Annotated in this window: 19 protein-coding genes and 7 pseudogenes; 8 read left to right on the forward strand and 18 right to left on the reverse strand. The window is 59.4% G+C overall.

The annotated features are described in order from the left end of the window. Positions 1-96 precede the first annotated feature (96 nt). From BQ7471_RS08605 to BQ7471_RS10860, 6 genes are all read left to right on the forward strand, one after another. On the forward strand, positions 97-1953 hold the full coding sequence (locus tag BQ7471_RS08605) for an ATP-dependent nuclease (RefSeq protein WP_076465590.1): 1857 nt from the start codon (positions 97-99) through the stop codon (positions 1951-1953). Between the two features lie 5 nt (positions 1954-1958). Further along, positions 1959-3686 carry a UvrD-helicase domain-containing protein gene (locus BQ7471_RS08610; protein WP_076465591.1) on the forward strand — a complete coding sequence of 576 codons (1728 nt, stop codon included), beginning with the start codon at positions 1959-1961 and terminating at the stop codon, positions 3684-3686. A gap of 99 nt (positions 3687-3785) precedes the next feature. Beyond that, positions 3786-4583 carry a hypothetical protein gene (locus tag BQ7471_RS08615; RefSeq protein WP_076465593.1) on the forward strand — a complete coding sequence of 266 codons (798 nt, stop codon included), beginning with the start codon at positions 3786-3788 and terminating at the stop codon, positions 4581-4583. Further along, positions 4576-5685: a helix-turn-helix domain-containing protein gene (locus BQ7471_RS08620; RefSeq protein WP_076465595.1), complete on the forward strand. Its 1110-nt coding sequence runs from the start codon at positions 4576-4578 to the stop codon at positions 5683-5685. The genes BQ7471_RS08615 and BQ7471_RS08620 overlap by 8 nt, the downstream gene beginning before the upstream one ends. Before the next feature lie 347 nt (positions 5686-6032). Beyond that, a complete protein-coding gene (locus BQ7471_RS10855) occupies positions 6033-6515 on the forward strand; it encodes a leucine zipper domain-containing protein (RefSeq protein ID WP_159438531.1) in 483 nt (160 codons plus the stop codon). A 76-nt stretch (positions 6516-6591) separates the two neighbouring features. After that, a complete protein-coding gene (locus BQ7471_RS10860) occupies positions 6592-6945 on the forward strand; it encodes a DDE-type integrase/transposase/recombinase (protein ID WP_083663333.1) in 354 nt (117 codons plus the stop codon). A gap of 681 nt (positions 6946-7626) precedes the next feature. Here the strand turns inward: BQ7471_RS10860 and BQ7471_RS11370 are convergent. From BQ7471_RS11370 to BQ7471_RS08660, 4 genes and pseudogenes are all read right to left on the reverse strand, one after another. Further along, positions 7627-7773, reverse strand: coding sequence for a hypothetical protein (locus tag BQ7471_RS11370; RefSeq protein ID WP_159438532.1), 147 nt, complete (start codon positions 7771-7773; stop codon positions 7627-7629). Between the two features lie 955 nt (positions 7774-8728). Then, positions 8729-9171: pseudogene (locus tag BQ7471_RS11995) on the reverse strand (IS1634 family transposase); the annotation flags it as partial. A gap of 43 nt (positions 9172-9214) precedes the next feature. After that, positions 9215-10508, reverse strand: a pseudogene (locus BQ7471_RS10870) (ISL3 family transposase); the annotation flags it as partial. A 689-nt stretch (positions 10509-11197) separates the two neighbouring features. Next, positions 11198-11713: a hypothetical protein gene (locus BQ7471_RS08660; RefSeq protein WP_076465602.1), complete on the reverse strand. Its 516-nt coding sequence runs from the start codon at positions 11711-11713 to the stop codon at positions 11198-11200. Between the two features lie 291 nt (positions 11714-12004). Between BQ7471_RS08660 and BQ7471_RS11210 the strand changes: the two genes are divergently transcribed. Further along, positions 12005-12148, forward strand: coding sequence for a hypothetical protein (locus BQ7471_RS11210; protein ID WP_162493633.1), 144 nt, complete (start codon positions 12005-12007; stop codon positions 12146-12148). A gap of 26 nt (positions 12149-12174) precedes the next feature. On the opposite strand, the gene BQ7471_RS08670 is transcribed toward BQ7471_RS11210, so the two are convergent. The 6 genes and pseudogenes from BQ7471_RS08670 to BQ7471_RS08695 all read right to left on the reverse strand — a co-directional run bounded on the left by BQ7471_RS08670 (position 12175) and on the right by BQ7471_RS08695 (position 17537). Further along, positions 12175-13101 (reverse strand): PDDEXK family nuclease, encoded by a 927-nt coding sequence (locus BQ7471_RS08670; RefSeq protein ID WP_235821282.1) that lies wholly within the window; start codon positions 13099-13101, stop codon positions 12175-12177. Positions 13102-13117: 16 nt separating this feature from the next. Next, on the reverse strand, positions 13118-14143 hold the full coding sequence (locus tag BQ7471_RS08675; RefSeq protein ID WP_083663336.1) for a ParB/RepB/Spo0J family partition protein: 1026 nt from the start codon (positions 14141-14143) through the stop codon (positions 13118-13120). After that, positions 14127-15329 carry a DNA adenine methylase gene (locus BQ7471_RS08680; RefSeq protein WP_076465605.1) on the reverse strand — a complete coding sequence of 401 codons (1203 nt, stop codon included), beginning with the start codon at positions 15327-15329 and terminating at the stop codon, positions 14127-14129. The genes BQ7471_RS08675 and BQ7471_RS08680 overlap by 17 nt, the downstream gene beginning before the upstream one ends. Before the next feature lie 188 nt (positions 15330-15517). Beyond that, positions 15518-16148 (reverse strand): annotated as a pseudogene (locus BQ7471_RS08685) (transposase); the annotation flags it as partial. Positions 16149-16184: 36 nt separating this feature from the next. Then, on the reverse strand, positions 16185-17255 hold the full coding sequence (locus tag BQ7471_RS08690; RefSeq protein WP_076465607.1) for an IS256 family transposase: 1071 nt from the start codon (positions 17253-17255) through the stop codon (positions 16185-16187). 87 nt (positions 17256-17342) lie between these two features. Then, a complete protein-coding gene (locus BQ7471_RS08695) occupies positions 17343-17537 on the reverse strand; it encodes a hypothetical protein (RefSeq protein ID WP_076465608.1) in 195 nt (64 codons plus the stop codon). Between the two features lie 190 nt (positions 17538-17727). On the opposite strand from BQ7471_RS08695, the pseudogene BQ7471_RS08700 reads away from it, so the two are divergent. Further along, positions 17728-18523: pseudogene (locus BQ7471_RS08700) on the forward strand (transposase); the annotation flags it as partial. A 35-nt stretch (positions 18524-18558) separates the two neighbouring features. Here BQ7471_RS08700 and BQ7471_RS08705 read toward each other — a convergent pair. The 8 genes and pseudogenes from BQ7471_RS08705 to BQ7471_RS11960 all read right to left on the reverse strand — a co-directional run. After that, positions 18559-20196: an ABC-three component system protein gene (locus BQ7471_RS08705; RefSeq protein ID WP_235821283.1), complete on the reverse strand. Its 1638-nt coding sequence runs from the start codon at positions 20194-20196 to the stop codon at positions 18559-18561. Between the two features lie 49 nt (positions 20197-20245). Further along, positions 20246-20590 (reverse strand): ABC-three component system middle component 6, encoded by a 345-nt coding sequence (locus tag BQ7471_RS11835; RefSeq protein ID WP_328586649.1) that lies wholly within the window; start codon positions 20588-20590, stop codon positions 20246-20248. Then, positions 20484-21437 carry an ABC-three component system protein gene (locus BQ7471_RS08715; protein WP_235821284.1) on the reverse strand — a complete coding sequence of 318 codons (954 nt, stop codon included), beginning with the start codon at positions 21435-21437 and terminating at the stop codon, positions 20484-20486. The genes BQ7471_RS11835 and BQ7471_RS08715 overlap by 107 nt, the downstream gene beginning before the upstream one ends. A gap of 499 nt (positions 21438-21936) precedes the next feature. Beyond that, on the reverse strand, positions 21937-22734 hold the full coding sequence (locus tag BQ7471_RS11705; RefSeq protein ID WP_235821324.1) for a hypothetical protein: 798 nt from the start codon (positions 22732-22734) through the stop codon (positions 21937-21939). A gap of 218 nt (positions 22735-22952) precedes the next feature. Next, a pseudogene (locus tag BQ7471_RS11710) lies at positions 22953-23045 on the reverse strand (hypothetical protein); the annotation flags it as partial. Between the two features lie 43 nt (positions 23046-23088). Continuing rightward, positions 23089-23414, reverse strand: a pseudogene (locus tag BQ7471_RS11955) (AAA family ATPase). Positions 23415-23784: 370 nt separating this feature from the next. Further along, positions 23785-24048 (reverse strand): hypothetical protein, encoded by a 264-nt coding sequence (locus tag BQ7471_RS11720; RefSeq protein ID WP_235821285.1) that lies wholly within the window; start codon positions 24046-24048, stop codon positions 23785-23787. A gap of 73 nt (positions 24049-24121) precedes the next feature. Next, positions 24122-24538, reverse strand: a pseudogene (locus BQ7471_RS11960) (relaxase domain-containing protein); the annotation flags it as partial. Between the last annotated feature and the right edge of the window lie 699 nt (positions 24539-25237).

Below are 25237 nucleotides of genomic sequence, written 5' to 3' on the forward strand. Positions count from 1 at the left end.
GTTCGAAACAACCACCCATTAATGAAAACCACCAGATCCCACACACCACTCATCAGACAGACCCAAACCCAGAACGGTTCAGAAAGGACTTCAGTCATGAGGGTCAGACAACTTGAGATCGATAACTTTCGCGGAATCACAAAGGGACGTGTGGTCTTCCAGCAGCACACCTTGCTGGTCGGCGGAAACAATATCGGCAAGTCCACAGTGTGCGAGGCATTAGAATTGGTCTTGAGGCCAGAGCGCCTCTATCGTCGTCCAATTATCGACGAACACGATTTCTCCCACGATGCCTACCTTGACGACGAGGGTAACTCACGCGAGATTCGCGTTCGCGCCGTACTCACGGACCTTTCGGATGAGCAGCTACGCCGGTTCTTCCAGCACGTGCGACGCTGGGATGACGAGGAACTCTCCTTCATTGACGAGGAACCGGACAGCCTCCAATCTACTGATGGTGATGGAACTGTCTGGGCGCTTCCCATCATCTTCGTCGGGCGCTATGACCGTGAAGAGGACGACTTCATCGGGGACACGTTCTTCGATCATCCGCTACCCGAATTTGACGAACTCGATGAAGACGCGCGTGCATCACTCGGCTCGGGCCGCGCACAGTTCAACCGTGCGCACAAGCGACTCTGTGGCTTCATCTTCCTGCGAGCGCTGCGCACCGGATCTCGTGCGCTCAGCCTGCAGCGCGGTTCGCTGCTCGACACAATCCTCCGGCTCGGCGGTGAGGGCGCAGCGAAGATGTGGCAGGACGCGCTTGGGGCGCTGCAAGGCCTTGATCCGGCGATCGGAGAGATCGAACAACTCAAGGTCATCCGTGAGAACATCCGCACGCGCCTCGACAAGTTCGTGAACCTTTCTCCAGGTGAGAACTCTGTGGGGTTCTTCGCCTCAGACTTGACGCGCGAGCACCTACGCGAGGTCGTCCGACTCTTCGTCGCGACGCAACCAAGCAACCATCCGGTGCCGTTCGCCAAGCAAGGCACAGGCTCGATCAATCTGCTGGTCTTCGCGTTGCTGACGATCATCGCCGATCTGAAGGAACATCAATCGGTCATCTTCGTGATGGAGGAGCCTGAGATTGCGCTTCCTCCTCACACCCAGCGGCGCGTGACCAAGTACGTGGTACAGCAAATGGGACAGTCGATCGTCACATCCCATTCGCCCTACGTGATCGAGCAGTTCGACCCGAAGAACGTGGTAATCCTATCCCGTGACGGGGATACCTTCATCGGTGCACCAATCGATACCAAGCATGTCAAACCGAAGAGCTACCGTACGCAGCGCCGCCAGTTTGCCGAGGCAATCCTGAGCCGCGCCGTGTTCGTCCTCGAGGGACAGACGGAGATGGTCGCCGTGCACGCGGTCTCATCGGCGCTCGAACAGTTCCGCGACGATTACATACACGTCGATCTTGCTGGCGTCACCCTCTTCAACGCGGGTAACGACCGCGAAGTGCCGCGGTACGCTCCGATGTTCAAAGCTCTCGGCAAGCGGGTCTATGGCATGCGGGACAAGCTGAACGCCCCTGATGCAGGGGACGCGACGGAGAACATCAAGTCGTTCGACGAGTTTTGGGAGTCGCCGGAGACGGGCATCGAACAGATCCTCGTGAAGCAGGTTCCGACGCATGTGCTGCGGAGCTTCCTCGACGCAGTTGTGCAACGCGATGACTATCCGACAAGCCACCCCTACGTGCCCGAGCAGACTGCTGACGATGACCTGGCAACACTGGCAGCGAAGGTGCTGGAGGCCCGCAAGGGCGATGGGTACGGCTTCGGGTACAGTGGCACGCTCATCGAGCAATGCCAGACCGAGGCTGACCTGCCTGCCTTCATCCGCGATGCGCTTCTCACTATCAACGAACAGCTCCAGGACGAGCCTGAACTGGCATTGGATGACGTGGCTGCACCGGTGACCGAATCCGCAGAGCACGAGGAGTAATTGCTATGAAGGTGCAGCTCTCCAAGACTGCCCAAGGAGTGCTCGATCATGACTTTCCCGTCCTAGTAATCGGCGGCCCAGGCTCCGGCAAGACCACGCTGTCTCTTCTGAAAGCCCAGGCAACGCTCCCCGCCCTGTACCCAGGCCAGGAGATCCTCTTCCTCAGCTTCTCCCGAGCGGCCGTCCGGCAGGTAGAAATCCGCTGCCGAGACATCTTGCGATCGGAAGAGCGTCGCCAGATTGTGGTGCGCACGTACCATGCGTTCGCGATGGACATCCTGCGAGCGCATGGTCGTCTGCTCACTGGACGCGCTCCGCGCATTCTCTATCCCGGCGCCGAGAATCTCGTCAAGGCCGCCTTCGACGGCGACTGGAACGCTGAAGCCGAACACCTCGCGCGTGATGAAGGCCGCTACGTATTCAGTCAGTTCGCCGCGGCCGCTGCCCGACTCGTCACTGGCAGTGCGTCGATAGCGTCCCTGCTCGCCAACAAGTATCCCGTAATCATCCTGGACGAGTTCCAGGACACCGACGATGCGCAATGGGACCTGGTCAAGGCGCTCTCCGCACGCTCGAAGACCATGTTCATGGCCGACCCGGATCAGCGGATCTTCGACTACGATCCGCGGGTGGATCCAGAGCGCCTCAAACACCTGCGTACCCACCTCAATCCAGCCGAGTTCGATCTCAGCGGGGAGAATCACCGAAGCCCCAACGCTGGCATCCTGCGGTACGCCGACGCCGTGCTTACGAATCGACCTCTGCCGGACACCAAGGACGTGATCACGTGTTCGTACTGGCCGGGGGAATTCGAAAGCGTCGCCCACGCTGGCGTCGTCTGGATGCTCGACTCGCTTCGCAAAGCGGGTATTGCCCATCCTTCGGTCGTCGTACTCGCACGAACGAACAAGCTCGTCGGGAGACTATCGACGATCCTCGGGCAGGAACACAACTTCAACAGTCGGCAAATCAGACCCGTCGAGCACGACGTGCTGTGGGACGCCGACCTTACCGCAGCGGCCGCACTAGTGGTGGCCTCGGTTCTGGAGTGGCAAAGCCACCCCAAGGAGATTGCACTCGGCCAGACCTTCGACCGCATCGCCGACTACTTCGACGCGAAGAATGCTGCCAGGGCGAGCAAGACCGCCCGGCAGACTAGCGAGCGGTACCGGACAGCCGCTGATCAGGTGCGCAGAGGTGAGGCGCAGCGGTTGAAGAGTGCCAAAGTTCTTGCAGCCTCGTACGACAGCGGTCTGGTGCTTCGGGGTAATCCGGCACAAGACTGGGTGCGCGCGCGTGATCTGCTCGATGCCGGGAACGACTTGTCAGATCTGCTGGCAAAGGTCAAGTTCGTCCGGCTCTTCCGCGCAACCGACGAGATCGGAAGCCGACTCGCTTCTGCGTGGGATCTTCGTGGCAGCTACAGTAGGGCCACCGATCTGGTACGTCGTGCACTCCAGGCGAGTCGGCTTCAATCCGACCAGCGTGACCCTCGCGGTTGTGTGATCATGACGACTCACAAGGCCAAGGGCAAGGAATTCGACGGTGTCCTGCTCGTCGAAGGGAAGTACCAGGACAGCTTTTTCCGCGATACGGACACCGAGGCGCAGCGCGCCGCAGCACGGCGTCTACTGCGCGTCGGCATCACTCGGGCGCGACGCCAGGTGGTGATCGTTCGGCCGCAAGGCGCTCCGGCGCTTGTGACCCCAGCGGGTGCGTCCGTGTCGGCATGACGTGATATCCCTCTTCAAGAGTTGATCTCAAGCTACCGATGACACGCCGAAAGTAAAATTCAATACACCATATACTGACTGTGTGCTACTCTGGAAGGCGTGACCTCAGAAGACGATGCGCTGGAGAGCCTGGATCATTCCGGGCTGCTTAAGGTGCTCATGTGGGCTGCTTCCGCGGCGTTTGCTCGAACGGGGCAGGACTACGACGAAGATGCCGGCCATGATCAGATGATCATCGGCATCCACAACTTCGTGTACCTCCGCGACCTTCTCGACCGCGCGACCGCCAATGGGCGCTATACCCTTCCCGACGGAGTTAGCAATCTCGGTAAAGACATCCTCGGGCACGGCATCACGCCAGGAGCGCGGCGGGCAATGCCGCTACTTCCCCCTGATCGTGTCAGTCGAAGCGACTACAAGCGTTCGCCGGGATGGGCGGCTGACGGTTATCGCATACTGCTGCAGTCGTTTAAGTATGGTGAGGTCGATCACATCAAGTGGGGAGAACGGAGTGAGGCGAAACGGTGCTTGGCATCGCAGTCCTTCATCACCCAGGACACGCTCTTCTCGGATGAGGACTTCTGCCTGGAGACCATCACTGGGATTCCTGACGACGATGACTTCAAAGGAGTGACGCTCGTCGCAGCACACTCCTACGACCCGATCACCAGCAAGTTTGAGCTTTACATCGGTCAGAGCAAGAACCCCGAGTTCCGGGGAGATTCATGCTGGCACTGGCGTCGTCAGCTGCTTGGCGGCGGTACACCTCCTGAGCTGACAGGACGGGACCTGCCTCCTGTGCTTCCGGGTGATGCTCCTTCGACTCAGGTTGAGGAGATTGCTGTTCGCCTCAAGAAGGCACAGACAGGCGACGACACGGTTACTTCGAATGGCTAGCGCGGGACGCACGGCTCAAACGCTTGCCAACGCCACGTCGCTCTTCAACGGACGGCGACTGACGATGGCGCGACAACTCGCTGGCTTTCGGAAAGCTCGTCTCGCAGACCTGATAGGGATGTCGCCAGCATCGGTTACGGGCTGGGAGAGCGGGGCTAAGCAACCCAGCCGAGCAACAGTGGCCAAGCTGGCGTTAGCGCTGAGGGTCGATCCACAGTTCTTCGCCGGAGGAGCCCCTCCCCGCGTCGAGAAGCCACACTTCCGTTCGCTGCGTTCAACCCCGCAGATCGCTCAGGATGAGGCGGAAGCATACGGCCAATTCGTCACGGAAATCGCCGAACTCCTCGAGAAGGTCGTTGAGTTCCCCAAGACGTTGCTGCCCGATTTCCCCGTGGCTCCAGATGAAGCTGATGCTTCACCAGAGGAAGTAGCGCACGAAGCCCGGGACTTCTTCGGTGTCACACCAGGGCCGATCCAGCACGTCGTCCGGCTGACGGAACGCGCTGGTGTGGTCGTTGTGTTTAGCGAACCTGGCATCGCGGCGATTGATGCCTACTCCCTGCACACCGACATGCGTCCGATCATCGTGCTCAATCCTATGAAAGACGACTACTACCGACAGCGCTTCGATGTTGCCCACGAAATCGGACACCTGATCATGCACCAGGATGCTGAACCCGGCGGGAAGGTAGCAGAAGATCAAGCCAATCGATTCGCTGCAGAGTTCCTGATGCCAGCCGAGGAGATCGGGCCGCATCTTCCCACAACGACTGCTGGTCGGGGCTGGGCCAAACTCGCGGAGCTAAAGGAACATTGGGGCGTCAGCCTCGCTGCGCTTCTCTATCGGGCTCGTACGCTGGGCGTCATGGGAGACGTGACGTATAGGAATGCCATGATTCGGATGTCTCAGAACGGTTGGCGTAGAGCCGAACCCGGCAGAATCTCCTCCCTTGAAGCGCCATCGATGCTCCCTCGAGCCCGTGAAGTGATCAATGAGGCTGGAATTGAAGATGAACAGCTTTTGTCTGGTTCTGGTCTTCCCCTCAGTCTTTTTAATGTTGCTACATCACGTTTGCCAATGCTCTGCAATGGTCAGAGGTAGGCGATCGCCACTAGTTGTACTTCCTCAGGAGGTTGTGAACGGTGTAGATAAGTAGCTCTTCACAATTAAGGGTGTAGTGGTGGTGTGACTGGGGGGCGGCGTGTTGGTGACCGGGTGAGGGTCGAGGTCTTCCGAAGATGGAAGTTGTCAGACTGCCCATCCGAAAGACTTCGACGTGTCCCAGGCTACCTTCGCATTGCCCGACCTGACCACGTTCACCCGCCTTGACGAACTCGGTCTAGTTGTACTCGGCCAGGACGTTGGTGACACTGGCTTTTGACGAAAGGGGAGGACCTTCGGGTGGGGTGTGGATTGTCAACATTCACACGTGAATACCGGAGGTCCTCTTGTTACACTCTAAGGCCCGTCTGACTTTTCATGGGCGTGGGCTGCTCGTGCGCCGAGTCATTGTCGAGGGCTGGGCGGTTGCTCATGCGGCAAAGGCCCAGGGCGTCTCGCGCCAGTGCGCGCATCGCTGGATAAACCGTCACCGCCAACTGGGTGAGCAAGGTCTTCGTGATCGGTCCTCGCGTCCGTTGTCGTGCCCGTCGCAGACACCTGCCGAAGTCGAGGAACTGGTGGTAGCGACCCGGTTGCGCGAACGTGTCGGGCAAGACTGGATTGCTGCGATGACTGGTGTTCCGGCAAGGACAGTGAACCGGATCTGGCATCGTCACGGCATGCCGCCGCCGACTGATCTGGACCCGATCACTGGCCAGGTGATCCAAGCGTCGAAGACAACCGCGGTCCATTACGAGCATGATCATCCTGGCTCGCTGGTCCATACCGACGTGAAGAAGCTAAGCCGGATCCCCGACGGCGGAGGATAGCGGTTCGTTGGCGAGCCCAAGGGGCTGCAATCGGGGCACCCCTCGACAAGTCCAAGAGACACGTTTTAGTCCCAAAATGGGCTACGTCTACGTCCGCTCGGTGATTGACGTTCATTCCTGCGTGGTGTGCTCCGAGTTCCTTAACTATGAGAGGGGCCAGACCACCGTCGGAGTGTTCAAGCGAGCTGTGGGCTGGTACGCAGTATGCGACATCCGCAGAGATCAGGTCATATCAGGCAATGGCTCGGCCTACAGGTCGCGTGCGTGGACGCTCGTCTGCATCGCCCGAGGTATCGCGGCCAAGCGCATCCGTCCGTACGGGTCCCAGAGCAATGGCAAGATCGAACGTCTCCTCCACCCTGGCCGACGGCTGGGGCTGATGCCCGCCATTACCGCTCAGAAACCGAGCATCGAGAGGCCCTGTGACTAAAATTCACTTCTACAATCACCGTCGACCCCACACCGCCGCCAAGGCGCACGCCCATCACGAGGTTGACCAACCTCCCCGATCAGTACAGTTAGATCGGGCTCGGCCTGCACGCGAGAGTCACATCATTAGATTCGCAGGACGAATTCGAGCAGCGTGGCACTGGCTGATAAGGTTCATATGAATCCGCAATCGAACGGCCGGTCCTTACCAAAACGGTAGAGACGGGCGAACCGCAGATTTGACAGATTGTCTCCATCTGTGTCTCCTATATTAAATCGATGATCGCTAATTGAATCGCTAACGCTAGATTAATTCTAGCATATTGAGTCTTTCTCGTCAGGGGTTTTTGTTGAGATTGATGATGACCGGGGTTGTGGTGGTGATGTGGGTGATGGCCTGTGGGTCAAGGGGTGATGTGTTGGAGGGCTTTGATGTGTTTGAGCATGGCGTTGGCTCTTTTGGCCGGGGAGCGCAGAGGTGGTGTGGAGGTGGTTGGAGGTGGCATCGTCGGGGCAGGGTTTAGTGCCTTTGACGGGTGTGAGCACGCCGATGCCGATGCCGGTGTAGCTCTTGTCTGCCAAGGTTTTCAGCCCCTTGGGAGGCGGCCTTGTGCAGGGCGGACAGCACGTGGGCGCGCGCGGCGCTCAGGTCATGGGTTGATCCCGGGTCGACGGGTGAGACCTACACAGGGAACCCGGTGTGGTCGGTCAGGACCTCGATGTTGCCCCCGAACGCCTTGTGCTTGCCTGAGTACCACAGGTGGTGGCCGGTGCCCGGGTTGCGGGTTGCGACGCGGTCGGTGCGGATGAGGGTGCCGTCCAGGTACACGAACGGCTCGCCCCTAGTCCTTCAGGCCCCGCAGGACATCGGACAGCTGCGGAGCGCGGCTTGCGACGACCTGGAGGGCCTCGTCAGGTACCTGTGGGCGGTCGCTGGGGACACGCGTGCGTCGCGGGGCAGGGGCGCCACACCGGTGGCGTTGATACGCCAGCGCAGCAGCATCACGGCGGGCACGGTAGCGGACGACAGACACATTGAGGGTGGCACGATAGGACAGCACGCGGGGACCTCATACCTTCAGGGAAGATTCTTTGATCAGAACCCATCCTGGTCGTACTCCCCGCATGCACCCCCACACGACACACACCTTCCCCCAGCATCCCAACGACCAGGCCGAGCACGCACCCCACCCCCGGTGAGAAAATCTCAATGATCGCAGTGTTCCCGCTGATGATTCAAAAGTAGCAGAGGTTGTAATGGCGCTCGCTTTGGATCTCATCGCTCGAAATCCGCGGCTATATCCACATGGAGCGAGTCTATTCTCACGACTCATCGATATGCGCAATGTTGACGAGGAAGTATGGCTCGATCGAATTAAGAATCGAATGAGATCAGTATTGAACACAGAGATGCTCGATCTTTGGATTCAAAGACTGTTGATTTCTCGAAATAAGAAATCTTCCTATGTCAAGAGGCTCTGTTATCATTGTCCGACGCGCTCCAAGAAAGACGCATATAGGTTGTGGAATGTCGACTGGCTTAACTCTGATGCGCGCAAGATCGTGGAGGAGACTCCGATCGTGAATGTTGAAGTTGTCAGTAGTCTGAAGAGAGTGATTGATCCTGAAGAGCTTTCCTTGTTTGATGAGTATGACGGTTATTAGCTGAATCCAGGTCCGAGCTCCGCCCTCGCCCGTCGACACGCGAGCGTCAACACTCGACGACGCTGACAGCTAGGCCCCCGACCGAGGTCTCCTTGCACTTCGACCCGAGTTGGACCTCTTTAGTGTGCCAGCGCCACGATGATTGTTTGGACAGCGGGATCGAACTGAGGTGCGGTGGTTAAACGGTTTCCGTTGATGAGGATGGTGACGTCTTGGAGCGGGCGTAGAGTTCGGATGATCTTCTTGATGTTCATGCCGGTGGCGTCTTGGAAGTAGCGGGCGACGGCCAGGGCCGCCATGACCACAGTGAGGTGCGCTTCGATTGCGTCCCTGGTGTGGTGGAAGATCAGGCGGACTCGTAGGTCGGTTTGAACATGCGGAAGTGCTGCTCGGCGTGCCACAGGTCGTGGTAGCTGGCGATGACCTCATTGACGGACATCATGCTGGCTTTGATGTTGGTGACGTAGCCTTTCAACCCGACTAAGGAACGGGCTCTGGCGAGGGTTTTCTCGTCGATGCGGACGCCGGAGCGGATGGTGGTGACAAAGCGCGGGGATTTTGGGCCTTCTGTTGTTTCCGTGGGTCAGGGGCGGGTCTAGGTGGGGTGGGTGGTGTCCGCCGAGGGTGAGTAGGGCGAAGGTGGCGAGGTGGTCGGTGTTGTGGAATCCGTAGGCGATGCGGGTGATGAGTCGGATTTTGGTGTTGATGGATTCGATGCGCCCGTTGCTCAGGTGATGTTCGATGACGGCCAGGATGCGGGGTTTGTAGTGTCGGATGGCGCGTCCTAGGTCGACGAATTGTCGGATTCGGCACCGGCTTGCCCATGCTAACCAGCGATCTAGGGCTGTTTGAGCGTGTGCGTGGTCGAGGGTGAAGATGACGCGTAGGCCTTCTTTGAGCAGGTAGGCCCGGTACAGCTTGGGGTCGGTGCGCGCGATCCCGGCGAGTTTGGTCTGCTGGTTACTGGTGAGGTCTTCGGGGTTCTTCCACAGGGCATACCGGCAGTTCTTCAGCGCTTTGGCCGTCTCGGTGGCGGGCCGGGCTGGTGCGTTCTTAGCGGACCTGCCTCAGGGGCGTTTGGGCTCATTCTTGGCTGCCTTTCGAGCTTGGTTCCATGCTGGGCGGCGTACTTCGTCGAGCGCGTCGGTGGCCCATTCGACGACGTAGAACGGGTCAACGCATCACAGGGCGTTCGAGCAGCGTTTCTTGACGACCTCGTCAATCCATCGGGCGCCGTCTGCGCTGACATGGGTGATCGTGGCACACCTGCCCGTCTGGGATGCTTCGAGCTGGGTGAAGAAGGACTCTAGGGTCTTTGTGGTGCGCCCGGGAACCATCCACACCAAGCATCCCGTATCGTGGCATACGACCACGGTCAAATACTTATGACCCCCTTCTTGTAACTGATCTCGTCAACGCCGATACAGCCTAGGCCCGCGAAGAAGTCCACACCCTTTGCGGTATCGACCCACACCCTAAAGACAATGAATCCGACCGCACGCCAAGCGATACGCCTCAACTGACACACTGCCGACTTCGATGTCACGGTCGCCAGCCAAGCGACCTCAAAGTCGAAGAACCTCGCGTAACCAGCGCCGTGACGAGCCCAAGGCACCTAGGCGACAATCACCCCATGGTCGGAGCATCTCACACACGGCGCGCCAGCTTCGACCCAAACTCGGATCGTTCCCAAATCCAATCCCCCCCCCACCGGCGTCGTTCCTCCCCCTAGCCATACAACGGAACCCGCGCCCCGCATAAACCACACCGGGGTTTAAGGCACCCGGAAACCCGCACACGAACAACCAGCGCCCACTTAACCAAGTCGAAATCCGTGTCCTCAACAATCGTATCCTCATCGACTCCGAGGACCCCACACCATAAACTTGCTTCCCGCACGCCGTTCTCCGCATCTCGTAACTGACCTTCAACAAGCCAAAAACGCAGACCAGAAAACAGCATGCTCCCACCTAGACCCGCCCCACCACCTACAGATCAGTCACAAGAGCCGGATTTTGCCCGTTTTTGGCCGGCGACCACGGCCCGTGCTTTGTCCTCCTGGGCGGCCAGGGTCCGCATGTCACGGGCGGCTCGCTTAGCGGAATACGCCCATACCGTCCGCCATGAGCGCGGGGTGGCGTCCGGGTCCTACACCGGCTCGGCGCGGACCGTGACGGTGTTCTCTGGTGCGGCGTTCGCGTGGCGTGGGATCAAAGTGTCGATCACCTGCCCGTCAGCAAAGGGGTCCCTGTGCCAATAGAAGCGGGAGGCCAGGTCCCCGGGGGCCTTGGCGAGGCGCCGCCCCGACGATGAACCGTAGGCCCGCCGCATCCAGGTCACCCAGGTTCGAGGCGCTCATCACCGCGGCGTCAGCGACCACCACCATGTCCGCAACCTCGTGGCGAGTCTGGAAAGCGTCAATGGTAGGAGATCAGTATCTTCGTCTCGGCCGTGTCCCCTCCCAACACGACACCTCCAAAGGAAAGCCGACCCTCTCCACGAGGAGGCCAACCACAACCTGCGGATCCACCCGCCGTCCCTTCGAATATCCGACCTTGCGCAACTCGTCTTCCTTCTCCGCCTCGAAACTAGAGTGTCGTCACGTCGTATAAGACCAACGACAGGCCCCCACCCGAGGTAGCATGGGCGAACCACGCGCGCGACCCGACCCCGATAATCATCCCTATTCGCCCGCTGGAGGGCGTTGAAGTACGGACGCTCGAACACTCGACCCCCACCTCACCCAGGACACACACCACGTCCTGCTTCAACGACCGCTCGATAATCCGGGCAAACTCCCTGAATGCCTTATCGACGAGCTCATCGAACCCGAGACGCGCGTACGCGGATTCCAGAATCTCCCACAGCCAGCGCGACCGCTTCCCCGTGATCAGCTCTGCTCCCGGTGCCCCGGTGTCAAAAACATCCAACACCCCCTGATCCGGATGAAAACGCTCCTGCGCGACCTCAACAAGAGTGGCTAGCTCAGCCTCACTATGAGCCGTGCCGACATGCTCGATCAGCCGGTTCGTCCGCCCCACCTTTTCTACAATCTGCACAGCAGTGCCGCCACCGTTGCAGACTTTGCAGACGAAAGGGCTCACACCCCGATCCCACGACCCGAATAAGTGATCTAAACCAGCATCATCACACACCCTGACCAGCACAAACATGCACCGAATAAGCAAAACCCACCAAAGTTACAGGAGTCAATCCTAACTGCGAAGAGCCTCAAAACCCTGCGCCCCTACAAGAAATCACGGTCCGGATCGGTGGCCACGAACACCAGGCAGCACACCCCATTCCGCCCGAAACCGCCGCCCTTCTGAACGCCATTCACGGCGATCCAAATGACACACCCCGGTGGCACGAGTCAGGTGGAACAGTCCTTCCGCATGGCTAAGACCGACCTCGCCGTCCGAGCCGTGTTCCACCACGCCCGCGAATCGATCGAGGCCCATCTGACCATCGTGTTCACCGCACTGCCCTCCCCCGAGCCCGACGCCCACTCCATCCTCAACCACCTACCTGGTTACTAGAGAGATCCAAGTCAGGAAAAAGATCGTCACCGCATCAGGGCGTGACTGACCATGGTCTCCAGAGCGTCGTCGAGGTCGTCTGCTTCAATGAGCGATTCGAGCCCCTCGCGATCGATCATTACGACACACATATCTTGAGTAGAGAACCGGAGCTCCTGGAGTCTTGCATCTTCGGTAAATCCAGCGAGAGAGACAAGGAAAGCAATTCGCGAAGTACCTCGTTTCGTCTGAAGCTTGGTTAGTAGAACAGACATCATCTGCTGCGAGGCCTTCTCCGCTCGATTTTTCGCCTCAACCAACATGAAGGGCACGCCCGACTTTTGCCACACACGAGGGCTAAAATTGTCGATCTGAAGAACAAGGTCGATCTCTTCTGTCTCCGTTCTATAGTTCCGTTCAACCACTCTCAGATCGTTGACCTGCGCGAACAGAAATACGAGCAGAGCCTCCAAGCGTCGACCACGCTCTTGGGATGTTCCCTCTCCAACTTTCGCCCAGGCACTTCGGCCAATCTCACGTCGGGACTCCGGAGACAAAGGTACACCGATATCCGTTAGGGCAATCAGAATATTTCGAGGCTTGAGTTGTCGATAGTCAACGTAATCATCGACCACCAGCACTTCGGCTTCGATGCTCACGAGGAAGTTGGTGACGTCCGGTTTAAAGAGAGCGGCAATTGGAAGAGCCACGGTCACAGCAATATCACACGGGACGGCGAGCAGAAGGCGATCCTTCACGAACCGAGGGAGCTCCTCCTGAAGGAAGACATAGAGGAGGCGCTTCCGATCATTAGATACAGCAGATGGGCGCCATTTCTTGCTGCCCAGAGTTACCTCAACATCACGCTCCCAATCTCCTCCATCCGCCGATGCGCAAATCGCAGCGATGGTCGACTCAATATCTCGATAATCTACCCGCTTGCCGACAGCCGGATCGCCCAAAATGTCCTCCATGTCGAATTCCTTTGACTCAGGCGGATGTCGCATCGGCATTGAGGAGTGCAGTCAACTGGGCAATCAGATCATGTCCCAATCGCTTAACCTCATCGTTGTCTGCGGTGCCAGCGGTCTGCGAGAGGAGTCGACTGAACACAGCAATCATTGACGAAGTACGGCGACCAAGTCTATCTACTTCGACCATCATTTGGACAGTGTCCTCGTAGGCATCGTCAATGGTTACGTCCGACTTTTCGATGAGATCGCGAATAGACGCATCAATAGTTGATTCGCCAGTGCCGTTCTCTTCGGCATCTTGGGCTGCAAACCTAATGATCGGCGAAACTTTACGCAAACTCACCGTGTCAGTAATGACATGATCGAGTCTCTTCTGAACGAATGCCGCACTCACCTTATCTTCGCCGAACTCTTTCAAGATTGCCGGCCGCTTTCTCCTAAGGACATCGACGACATTCTTCTTCAACTCCCAGAAGAAGTTCAGCGGGATCGTTTCTTCACGAATATAGTTCTGCCACTCATCAGGCAGGGTCACGATATACCGCAACTGCCGAACTCGTTCCATTGAGAGCCCCGTAAGATCTCGCAACTCGGAGTCATTGGCTTCGCGCCCTTCCAGTTTCTCGATCTCTTTCGCGAGGCGTTGCAGCGCTTTGGCTGTAGGAATGTCACGCCAAGGCTCCCGGATCAGATGAATATTGAACATCTGTTGGAGCACTTCGCGCTCGCTGCGCTCCTTCGTGATGAGGGCAGGGATCGTCACATGCCCTAGATCCCGCGAACAACGGTAGCGGCGCTCACCGTCCACGAGAACATACTTGTCATTCCGTGGGTAGACAACGATAGGGACAAGTACGCCTTCCTGGTCAATTGACCCCGTGAGGCGATCAAGTTCATCTTGAGGAAAGTCAAGCCGGGGATTGGCATTATTCGGCACGATGTCCGAGATCCTTAGCTCGCGCAGCTCAGCAGTTGAGTTGAGTGACTGTTCGACTGCTACACGGTCGGTCGGCGTAACAGCTTCCTCAGAGTGTGCAGACATAGAGGTTCTCCGTTGCCAGTTTCTTAGATGTTCCTGTTGATCCACCCATTGTCGAGTGGTTTGCATTGAATGACAACGTGTCCACTTCCGCAAAATACTCGCCTGCGATGTCGGCAACGGTGAGGTCACATGCTGCTAGCAGTCCAGCGGAAGGGTAACTGACCACAAGCGGCACTCGCATTCTGGCGACGTTCCGACAAAGATCGTGGAATGAGGATACGACTGCGCTCTTCAACGAGAATCCGGTTGTAAAACGGTCTGAGCGATTGCGCCCCACCCCACTGGCGTCCGGATAGTCATATCTATAGAGCGTTTCATACACGTGGTAATAGCGGCTGTACTGATCTTTCGTATATGGAGGATCAGCGTAGACAACTCCGATATCGTCGAGCTGACCGGCACTCACTAGATCAAGCGCATCGCCAACGTACACCGAGTTTCCAGATCTCCATTCTTCGGATCCAACAAGCGACACGGCACGCAACGCTTCGGCAAACTCATCCCACACCGAGCGCCCCCAGATACGAACGATACGTGCATGCGCTGAGTCGGAATTTGGACGAAGGTATTGGGCCGTATGTCCCGGCGCATTGATCAGTACTGAGGTTGCCGAGATCCAAGCGCCTAGGAGCCAATCCCGGTCATCAAGGTGGTCGTCGCCATCAATCGCTGCTCGGATCGAATCCACTTCGATCGCTTGGCGCAAACTCAAGTATCCTGCTGAAAAATATAGAGAAGCAAGTTCGTAATGATGACTGGTACTTGACACTGCGGCAGCACGTGCGGCGCGCCTATGGGACGCGGAGTTGACGACATGCTTTGCGTGCTGCATATACGATTTCAACGCACTACGATCGCCCGTAATGGCAGAATCTTCGGCAGCTAATTGGTCAGCATATTTTACCTCAAGTTCAGCGTAACGAGATTTGAATATCGGCTGCAATCTGGAAACCGTAGACACTGCATCCGCAGATCGCCGGAGCGCTGTGAATCGAGCGCGCGAAATAGAGGCCGTAAAGCTGAGTGCATCGTTTGTTACTACCGATGTCGTGTCGCGCAGACTCTCCGCGACGCTCCCCATACCCGAGAACAGGTCAACTGCCCTACCTTGGCTCGCGAGGCTCGCAATCGTGTCACGGACGGGGTTGGCCATATGGCGCTTCGTCCCCATGTACCGCACCACCATGCGATCGCTCTCCTTATGTCAGGCGGCCATCCTCGCGGCCGCTCACTCGTACGGTATCGGAGCTCGCTGTTTCCTACGCGCTGCCACGCCGTTTCACAATAGTCTCCTGGCTTCGCGCACAGACGCTCTAGCGTTGGTCGGTCAAGTCTTGTTGAGTGGTGTAATGGTTAGTGATCCTGGAGGTGGGGTTAGCTGGCGAGTGCGGGCATGGTGGTTTCCTGGCTGGTGGTGTCGGTGTCGGGTACGAGGCTCAGGCGGCAGCGGGTGAGGATGTCGAGGCCGAGGTAGCGGCGTCCTTCGGCCCATTCGTCGGTTTGTTCGGCCAGGACAGCTCCGACGAGACGAACGATCGCTGCGCGGTTGGGGAAGATGGCGACGGGGTCGGTGCGTCGGCGGATCTCGCGGTTCAACCGTTCGGTGGGGTTGTTCGACTAAAGCTGGTGCCAGACCTCGACCGGGAAACTGGTGAAAGCGAGGATGTCGGCTCTGGGGGCGTCGGGCTGGTCGTAAACCGAGTGGAGCATGGCCTTCACTGCTGGCCAGAGGCTTTTCGGGGTGATCACCATCAGGTTTGCTTGAGTAGTGAGTGCGGCAACGCTGCCACGATGCTCCCGGCAGGTTCGCCGCGACACTCTCTACGAGTCCTTGGTAGACGTCGGAGGTGACCAGCCGAACCCCGGTCAGCCCTCGGGCGACCAAGTCAGCGAAGAACTCGTTCCAGGCAGGGCCGGTCTCAGACGTGGCAACCCGCATGCCGAGGACTTCGCGGTGGCCATCAGCGTTGACCTCGACCGCGAGCATGACCACGGCGTTGACGACCGGGGCTTGTCGGTTCTTTTGTGTAAGTGGGTGTGGTTAGAGGTAGGGGTTGATGTGGTCGGGGTAGGTGGCGGTGAGTTGGGTGGGGGCTTGTTTCCAGTCGTTGGTGGTCTTGGCTTGGATGAGGCGGGCCTTGGCTGTGCGCTTGTTGGCAGCCGTGTCAGCTTCTTTGGCCCGCTTGGCGGTACGTCGGTCCTCGATGTTGCAGATTGCCAGCCACAACAGCTTGATGGCCGCGGCGTCGTTGGGGAAATGACGGGGGTTGTTGGTGACCTTGCGCAGTTGGTAGTTCAGCGACTCGGTCGAGTTGGTCGTGTAGATGACGCGACGCACGGCGGGAAGGCTAGGAACGGCACGAATCTTTGCCAGGCCCTCTGCCAGGCCCCCACGGCGTCGGGATAGCGCACCCCCTAGGGGCGAGGACGCGAAGTCGGCCAGAGCCCCTGGGGCTGCGTCCTCGTTGACGACCGTGTAGATGGGCGTGAGGGCGGCGGCGACCTTCTTGCAGTCCCCATAGGACACGAACCTCATCGAGGAGCGGATCAGGTGGACCAGGCAAGTCTGGACCAGGGAGTCGGGCCACGTCGCCTCGACGGCCTCAGCAAGGCCTGTCAGCCCGTCGCAGCACACGATCAGGACATCCCGCACGCCGCGGTTGACGAGCTCGGCGCACACGGCCGCCCACAACGAGGCGCCCTCGTCAGCCTGCACCCAAATCCCCAGGACGTGCGTGACACCCTCCATGTCGACCCCCACGGCAATATGGGCCGCCCTATTGGACATGCGTCCGCCGTCACAGACCTTGACGCGGATCGCGTCGAGGTAGACCACCGAGTAGAACTCCTCCAGCGGGCGGCTCCGCCACTGCAGGACGGTGTCGGCGACTGCGTCGGTGATGTTGCTGATCGTCCCCGCGGACAGGTCCACCCCGAGCGTGGAGTCCAGGTGGTGGCGGATCTCCCGCACCGTCATCCCGCCGGCGTACAGGCTGATGATCATGCCATCCAGCCCGTCCACGCCGACGCTGGCCCCCTTGCGCACCAGGCGGGGCATAAACGTGCCAGCGCGGTCCCGGGGGATCTCGATCTCGAAGGGGACCGACCTCAAAGTCCATCGTCTTCACGCTCATACCGTTGCGGGCGTTTCCCCTCGCCCGCGGCGTGCACTCGCCCTTATCGTAACCCAGATGGTCCGTCAGCTCGGCCTGCAAGCCCCCCTCTCCAAGGTGTCTTTGAGCAGCGCCGGAAGCAGACCATCGGCGCCTGTGAGCTCGACCTGGCCCACATCGATCTTGTCGAACAGGTCATCCAAGCCACCACAGGCCACAAACTCCTCCACCACCTTACGACCCACACCACCAGCAGCGGTCTTCTCATCAATCATGATCATCAGTGCCAAACCTCCCAGAAAGGCTTACACAAACCACTAAACAGGCCCCGAGGCCCTGATCCACCCATAGCGACAGACACCAGTACATCTCTTTTTGGCGTACTCACACGCGCTCCACGCCGTGGGAGTGAACCTCGGTCAGCACCGCGGGTGACAGCTACGACAACGCCTTGGCCAAGGACCATCAAACGGCCTGCACACGGGCCGAGCCCATCCACTCCCAACGCGTCTGGGAATCCACCAAAGCAGTCGAACTGGGGCCACGATAGGCTGTGGGCCCACTGTGGAACACCACCCACCCCCACGAAGCCCTGTCCCACCACACCCACTTACACAAAAGAACCGACAAGCCCCGGTCGTCAACGCCGTGGTCATGCTCGCGGTCGAGGTCAACGCTGATGGCCACCGCGAAGTCCTCGGCATGCGGGTTGCCACGTCTGAGACCGGCCCTGCCTGGAACGAGTTCTTCGCTGACTTGGTCGCCCGAGGGCTGACCGGGGTTCGGCTGGTCACCTCCGACGTCTACCAAGGACTCGTAGAGAGTGTCGCGGCGAACCTGCCGGGAGCATCGTGGCAGCGTTGCCGCACTCACTACTCAAGCAAACCTGATGGTGATCACCCCGAAAAGCCTCTGGCCAGCAGTGAAGGCCATGCTCCACTCGGTTTACGACCAGCCCGACGCCCCCAGAGCCGACATCCTCGCTTTCACCAGTTTCCCGGTCGAGGTCTGGCACCAGCTTTAGTCGAACAACCCCACCGAACGGTTGAACCGCGAGATCCGCCGACGCACCGACCCCGTCGCCATCTTCCCCAACCGCGCAGCGATCGTTCGTCTCGTCGGAGCTGTCCTGGCCGAACAAACCGACGAATGGGCCGAAGGACGCCGCTACCTCGGCCTCGACATCCTCACCCGCTGCCGCCTGAGCCTCGTACCCGACACCGACACCACCAGCCAGGAAACCACCATGCCCGCACTCGCCAGCTAACCTACACTGCCACCAAAACCTACACCAGACTCCAGTCAGATGAAGCGGAACCCGAACAGCCCGCCTTCTTCACCTGCATCGGTGAGCACCGGATCAATGATGTAGCTCCGCCGCTTGAACCCTTCGGATTCAGCAGCTGCCAAACGATCCGAGTTGAGTGTCACGACGTACTGGAATCCAACTTCATCTGCCAGTCGAGCACCAATGTTGAGACAAGACGCAATTTGGCGATCGTCCATCGAATCAAACAACTGGCTGTCGTGCACCAGGATTCGCGGGGCGCGACCGAGTTGAATTCCTGTAACTGTGCACACCATGTCAAGCAAGAAGGTCTTCACACCTAGAATCCCCGCTGACGCATCGCCATCAATCTTCGGCACAACTTTCAGTACGCCCCTGGGCGTGGCCTCAATCAGCAAAGAGACGTTGCGGTCGTTATAGATCTCTTCTCCGAGTTGCTGAAACAAGACGATGGCCGATTCCAGAGGCAGCTCGCGGTCTGCGATCTCAGTTCGAACGTTGGCTTCGGCCTCGGACATCATTGCACGCAGGCGAAGACCGGTGTCGCTGACAGACTGCACAAGCTCGAGTTTCCGCTCTAAATCCGCAACAAGAGCATCCAGATCTGTGAGTTCTCGTTCGGCGTTTCGGAACGTTTCCAATGCCATTGAGTCGTTCAATAGATTCATGACATTCGAGCGTCGCTGATCGAGGGCCTGACGTTCCAATTTAACCTCCGTCAAGCGCTGAGTCACAGACAGAAGCTCTGCTTGAAGGAACATTTGCCGATTTCGCACCACCGAAGCATGAAACTCAGCGACCTCGGCGAAGCGGTGGGTTGCAGCTCCCGGCAAGACGATACCGATCTCCGCATACATGCTCTCCAGCTGCTTGGCTAGCTCCATTCCTGCAACTGTGGGGCGCTCTTCTGTCATTGCAAGCTCAAGGTCGCGCTTCCGCCGTTCAAGCGAGAGACCCTCATCGTTGAGCTCTCTGATTGCGTGGGTCAGACTGTCTGCATCCGCTTGGTGGTCGGCATACTGTTCGTCGACTCTAAACCCCGACAGATTGGACTCCAAGCGAGACCGCTTCTTACGCGCCTGAGCCAAGCGGGCGCGCAGTTCCGGCTCGCTGAGCGTGATAGCCCCGATTGCACCTTCAGAGATGGCTTTACGAAGTGCTTTTCGATTCTTCTCCAGTGCTGTTACTTTGTCTGCTTTCGCAAGGATCTCAGGGGAGAACCCAAGAAAGAAGCCGATCCGTGCGCCGGACTCCCAATCGGACTCGACGCGATGAGTCTTGAGTGGATCACCGAAGTAATAGCGGGCAAGCTGTCCAAACAACTGGCCCACTGTCGGCCTTCTGACAGAATCGGGAATACCCAAAAGGGCGGAGAGTTCGTGCTTCCAGTCATCAACGCTAGTCACAGCGCCATCAACATAGACCTTCGTTTGCGGCGAAACAGGCCGTTCCACTCGGTTAGGTTCTGCCGCTTTGCCGAAGTCGAGTTCTGCCCAGAATGAGTGGTCGGACAATGCCTCAACCTTGAGGCTATCGGCGATATTTCCCCCAAGAATGTAGCGCATGATTTTAACGAAACTGGTCTTGCCCGCTCCATTCCGGCTATCCCCGGACGTGGATTCGGTGGTTTTGTCTGCGAGTAAGATATTCATCCCATCGTGAAACCTCAGTCGTTTGAAGCGTGAGTCAGACGAGCCCAGTTCATGTAGAAACACGATGCCTCACCAACTGCCCAGATTCATTCCAAGAAACTGCATCAATCGCAAACAGCATGGACAATGCCAAAGCGAACCAATCGAAGGTGATCTTGGAGTCTCCGCGAGCCTCACTTGAGCACTTCGAGAACCGCTCCCAAAGCCCTGACACGGTTGCAGGCGAGTCCAAGAAAGAGATAAGGCTTGCCCCAATGGTTAGCAGAGCGCGCTGAGGCTCGATGCCTTTAGTTGGTAGCAACATGCCGCACTTCGCCTCCAGCGTTGTCAGCAGGCGGTTCCTCGAAGATGTCGCATGAGTCAAAGAAGTATGCCGTGACGCCGTAAACGGCATTAGCCCTCTTCGTGGAAAGATCAAAGTCCTGGCCGCCAAGCGCCCCATAGACTCGGCGAACGATCTCGCGCACGTCCCTTGTGGCCTGTCGAGCCTCTTGGTAGATGACGCGGAAGCGTTGAGCCTTCTCGTCGCGCAACCCAGGATCTGCCTGTTGGGAGAACCATTTGTCAATGCGCGCCGAAAGGAGTCTCCCCGCATTGAACTCTGCCCTCGTAGTCTCCGGGAGATTATTGAAGTCCATCTTGGTGGAGGGCACTGGACGGATGGATTCGATATGGTCGGGGCCGTCTCCATCTACATCCTCCAGTGAGAGGATCAGATCCACAAGATCGGCTAACTTCACGTTCTCGGCATGTGGGACACCTGGGATTATTTCATCCAGCTGCGCTGGAGTTAGTTTGTCAGCGGCCTTCCACCACAGATCGTCAGCCCGCCAGATCTCGATTGTGATGGGACGTTGCGTCCCAGGCGCATGTTGCTTCCGCAGCGCTAGGACACTCTTAGTCGGCAAAGGACCACAGGAGGCGTTGGTGACAAACCGCCAAGTTGAGAAGTCGCTCCAACAAGCGATCCCTCTGGCGAAGTCAGACTCCAGCTTCTCTTTTGTCTTCCGGTCAACGCCGGTTGTGGCTCTCTGCCCATAGCAGGCGTATAGGATCGATCCGTTGTCAGCCAGCCCGTCACAACCTCCGTCGCCGTGCTTGCCCATCGGTGATGGATTCAGGTAGTCAGTGTGGAAACGGGCCAAGAGTGCCGTGGCATAGTCTTCGAAAGCATCACCAGAAGCGAGGCACCGCTGGTCATGCTGTGCTCGGTACCAGCTCTTCCATGCCGAGTCGATCATGGGCGCGCCCCTTCCCGTAGCTGATTTGCCCGTTTGGCCGAACGGTGTCGCCCTAAGAAGGTTGCGCCACCTTGTCAACCAAGTTTAGCTGTCCACCCCCGGTCGGAGTCTTCCCCGCCGGTTCGTGTTGCCGCTCGTCAACGGCCTCCTCAGGCAAGCCGACAGAGAATTGAGCAGAGTTGAAGCGGACACTCCATCCGCCGTCCAAGCCCCGTCTGGGCGTTCTCGACACCGGCGCAAAGCAGCATCCGTAGAGCGGACTCGACGCGAGTCCGGTCGATCTTCTGCGTCGTGCCTTCCGGCTGGGCGCTGAGCGGTGCCGGGTCGGTGATCTGGTAGCAGTCATGGTACGCGGCGTCGCCATTGCTGCCGCTCCCGTCCGTCGGCTGCATCGGACCGAATGCCGTGGTCCAGGGCTCGTGGGTGTGGAGGGCCGTATAGAGGACGGCTTCTGCTCGGGTTTCAATGAGGTGGCGGCTCCGCCAGGGCCTGCTGCATGTCAGGGGTCATAAGGCCAGTGACTTCGGGAATCAGCCCTGCGATGAGACGCGGGGCCTGGCGTGTGCGTCCTGATCCGGCGGGTCGGGCGGTAGTGGATGACGGAGGCGATGTCGTCGGCGTCGGCGAACCCGCGAGCCTTAATGAGGCGTGGCAGGAGGGTGTCGACGTTGTGGTGGTTGGCTTCGGCCCGGCGCAGCTCCGCGGTCAACGCGTCGAAGGCGTCGGAGTCGATGACGGCGTCTGCTTGGTCGGTGGTAAGGCCGCTGGTGGTGATGAGGGTGGTCCAGCGATCGTGTTGGGCTGCGGCGGTGATGGTCTCGGGCGCTAACAGCTTAGCACCCGAATGCTGGAGCACGCCGTCGAGGACGGAACGGACGGTGGCGTCGGGATTGTCGCCCGGATGCGAGGCGGCGTGATCGTCGGGACAGTCAAGGATGACGTAAGCCTGATTCGGCTCCTGCTCACGCGTCATCGCCACATACAGGTTCTCCAGCTTGGTCGTTGGCTCCATCAGCACATGCACGGTGTCGGTCGTGATATCCCGGGCGCAGTGGGCAGTGACTGCATAACCGAGATCAACGTGCTCAGCCACGTAGTCGGCGGGCAGGACGATGCTGTTGTCGAACCGGACCCTGGGTGAGCGAATCGTGATCGACCCGTCGCCACGAACTTGGCTGATGGTCCAGGTTTGGTCGTTGCGGACCCAGCCGTGCCGGTTCCGCAGCCGCCGATCGTTACGGCGGGTGATGATCGTGTCACCAACCCCCGCCATCGACCCGTCTGACAGAGTGGCCACGGGGCCGGCTTCAACGTGCTGTCGAGGATGAAATCGGCACGGGCGCGGACGTTGAGGGCGGTGACATTCTCGCGGGTTTCGGCGATCAGCACCGAGACGAGGCCTTGGTCGCGGTCGGCCCGCCACGCAGTGTAGGCGACGTCGGTCATGGTGTCGTGGTCGCCCTCGGTGATGCACTGCTGGTCGAGGTAGGTATCGATGACGTGGAGGTGTCCGTGGCGCAACGCGAGTGAGGCGATCTTCTCCCAAGCATGGGTGAACCGATGTACGTTGACCAGTTCTGGGGTGTCGGCCCGGTCGTTGGTGATCATCGCGAGCGCGCCGTCGACGTCCACGGATTGTAGTTGAGCGTAGTCACCGACCAGCAAGCACCTTCGCCCCGGCGGTGTGGGCGAGGTAGGTGATGCGGTCCAGCGAGAGGGTGTCGGCGAGGGAGACTTCGTCAATGATGACGAGTTGCCCTGGCTGGAAGGTGGTGCCATGGAGGAGGTGGTTGTGCCACCATTTCGCGGTGTTCTCGGTGGCGATCCCGAGGTCGTCGGCCAACACTTGGACGGCGTCCGCAGAGGGGCGAAACCAACGACGGAACCAGGCCCGTGTTCGGCTTCCCAGGCGCGACGCAGCGCGCTCATGGCGGTGGTCTTGCCCGCCGCCACGGAGCCGACCAGGACGTCGAGCATGCAACCGGATGCGGCGATGCGGGTCACGGCATCGGCTTGGTCGTCGCCGAGTATCGGCCCATCCGGGTCCGGTTTGCGGGTGGCCTTCTCGACTGTCTCCAACGTCACCGTTGGTCCGGTGAGGTCATTGGCGCGTTGCAGGAGCCGGTCCTCGGACCTTGGAGGAGAACACGGTCGAGCCTTTCGGCTGGAATACCGTCAAGCCGTCCGGCCGACAGAACACCAACAGAGAGGCAGCCAGGTCTGGTGGGGTCAATCGGAGCGATGCGTGTTGGGCGGCATCGGCGACCATCGCGACGATCGTTTCCCGGTCCTGCACGGTGGCGAATTGCCAATCCATCGTCTACCGGGACGCCTCCGCTACGAGGTTTCAGCGGCGCCAAATCGAACGCTTCTCCCCGACGGTCTCCACCACGCGGCTGCCGAAATCGCCGATCACATCGAGTGGCACATCGTCGGCGCGGAGCAGTAGCAGCTGCTCGTTGTTGGTAAGCTCCCGTGCCCACAGGGTCGCGTCCCGGCCCAGGATCGTAGTGGCGCGGGTGCACCACTCGGCGGTCAGCTCCGCCAACGAGCGGACTTGCTTCTCCGGTCGGGTCGTTAACGTCGCCTGCGCCCGCAGTTTCACGACCACCGCTGGGGACTACCGCCGCCCATGGTCCTCGACATAGGCCGCAATGAGCCGATTGGTTTCGGTGTCGATGTGCCGAGAACTCGGTCACCAGATTCTCCGGCACGCCCGAGATAGCCCACGCCGGGTTCCGGTCGCGGCCCATCTCGCGTTCGTCACATGTCACCCCGAACGTGCGGGTCATGTGGTCGGCGAACACCGCCTCGTGCAGCTCGGAAAACGCGACGACGGCGGCGTTCATCGGGCGTCGCTCCAGGCTGCGACACTTGCTGTCCAGGACGGTCTTGGCCTTATTGCTGATCACCACATGCGTGCGGAGACGGGGATCGCCGGCGCGGGAGTCGAAATGGTCGAACGCGGTCGCGACCAACCCGTTGACATCAACCTGTGCAACCGCGCCGTTCCCGGCGGCTGCGCCCGTGCGGGTGGTTGCAACCTCCCGTTCCATGAACGCAACCACCTCCACAACCGCCCGATGATGCGCCTCCCCCAAATCAGTGCCTACACCCCGGCGTCCGCGACCGCCCTCAACAGGTACCTGAAACCGTCACCCGCTGACATCACTCGCATCAAACCGTCACACCCGCCTCCGCTCTCACTCGGCAGGTGAACGCCCACACCCGCCGACTCCTACACCCGCCGCACCCCATGTACTGGTGGGGAGTTTGTATTCGAATTGGGCGAATTGCGGGCTACTGGGAAGAGAGCGGCGCTGTTGTGCTCCAGGCGATATCGGCGTTGGCGGGGGCGTTTCGGACCGCGTCGATGAGGAAGTGGTACCAGCCTCGGCCGAGGAGCACGGTGTATTCGGGTGCTCCGCCGACTCGGATGGAGGTGGCGGTTGGATGGCCAAGTTGATCTTCTATGCGGAGGTCGATCGGGAGTGCGGCGGTGCGGACGAGTTCGCAGCGCAGCTATTTGTAGAAGAGGTGGTCGAGATCGACAAGTTCACCTCGGTATTCGACCCCGATTGTCCAACCGTGCGTGGTCTTCATGAATGCCTCGAAGCTCGCCCGATACTGGTGATCTCGGGGAAAGTTATGCGGGCAGTGACGGCAACAGCGACAAGGACACTGAGCAGGGCTCCTTCGCGTCGACCGTGTTTCCAGAGGAGGTCTGCCTCCGCGAGTCGGTCTTTAATGGACATGTCTCAGCCGTTCTTCTCGTTGGGTGATGTGTCAAACCCCGGGTT

It is taken from the genome of Actinomyces mediterranea (assembly GCF_900155595.1).
Classification (GTDB): domain Bacteria; phylum Actinomycetota; class Actinomycetes; order Actinomycetales; family Actinomycetaceae; genus Pauljensenia; species Pauljensenia mediterranea.

Coding starts and splice junctions, on each gene's coding strand:
- BQ7471_RS08715 (WP_235821284.1), bottom strand. CDS start 21,437: ATGATCGACTCGGCATGGAAGAGCTGGTACCGAGCACAGCATGACCAG.
- BQ7471_RS08605 (WP_076465590.1), top strand. CDS start 97: ATGAGGGTCAGACAACTTGAGATCGATAACTTTCGCGGAATCACAAAG.
- BQ7471_RS11835 (WP_328586649.1), bottom strand. CDS start 20,590: ATGCCGTTTACGGCGTCACGGCATACTTCTTTGACTCATGCGACATCT.
- BQ7471_RS08680 (WP_076465605.1), bottom strand. CDS start 15,329: ATGGTGGTGCGGTACATGGGGACGAAGCGCCATATGGCCAACCCCGTC.
- BQ7471_RS08695 (WP_076465608.1), bottom strand. CDS start 17,537: ATGATCATGATTGATGAGAAGACCGCTGCTGGTGGTGTGGGTCGTAAG.
- BQ7471_RS08620 (WP_076465595.1), top strand. CDS start 4,576: ATGGCTAGCGCGGGACGCACGGCTCAAACGCTTGCCAACGCCACGTCG.
- BQ7471_RS08675 (WP_083663336.1), bottom strand. CDS start 14,143: ATGTCTGCACACTCTGAGGAAGCTGTTACGCCGACCGACCGTGTAGCA.
- BQ7471_RS11210 (WP_162493633.1), top strand. CDS start 12,005: ATGGCTAAGACCGACCTCGCCGTCCGAGCCGTGTTCCACCACGCCCGC.
- BQ7471_RS08670 (WP_235821282.1), bottom strand. CDS start 13,101: ATGGAGGACATTTTGGGCGATCCGGCTGTCGGCAAGCGGGTAGATTAT.
- BQ7471_RS08610 (WP_076465591.1), top strand. CDS start 1,959: ATGAAGGTGCAGCTCTCCAAGACTGCCCAAGGAGTGCTCGATCATGAC.
- BQ7471_RS10860 (WP_083663333.1), top strand. CDS start 6,592: ATGGGCTACGTCTACGTCCGCTCGGTGATTGACGTTCATTCCTGCGTG.
- BQ7471_RS08705 (WP_235821283.1), bottom strand. CDS start 20,196: ATGAATATCTTACTCGCAGACAAAACCACCGAATCCACGTCCGGGGAT.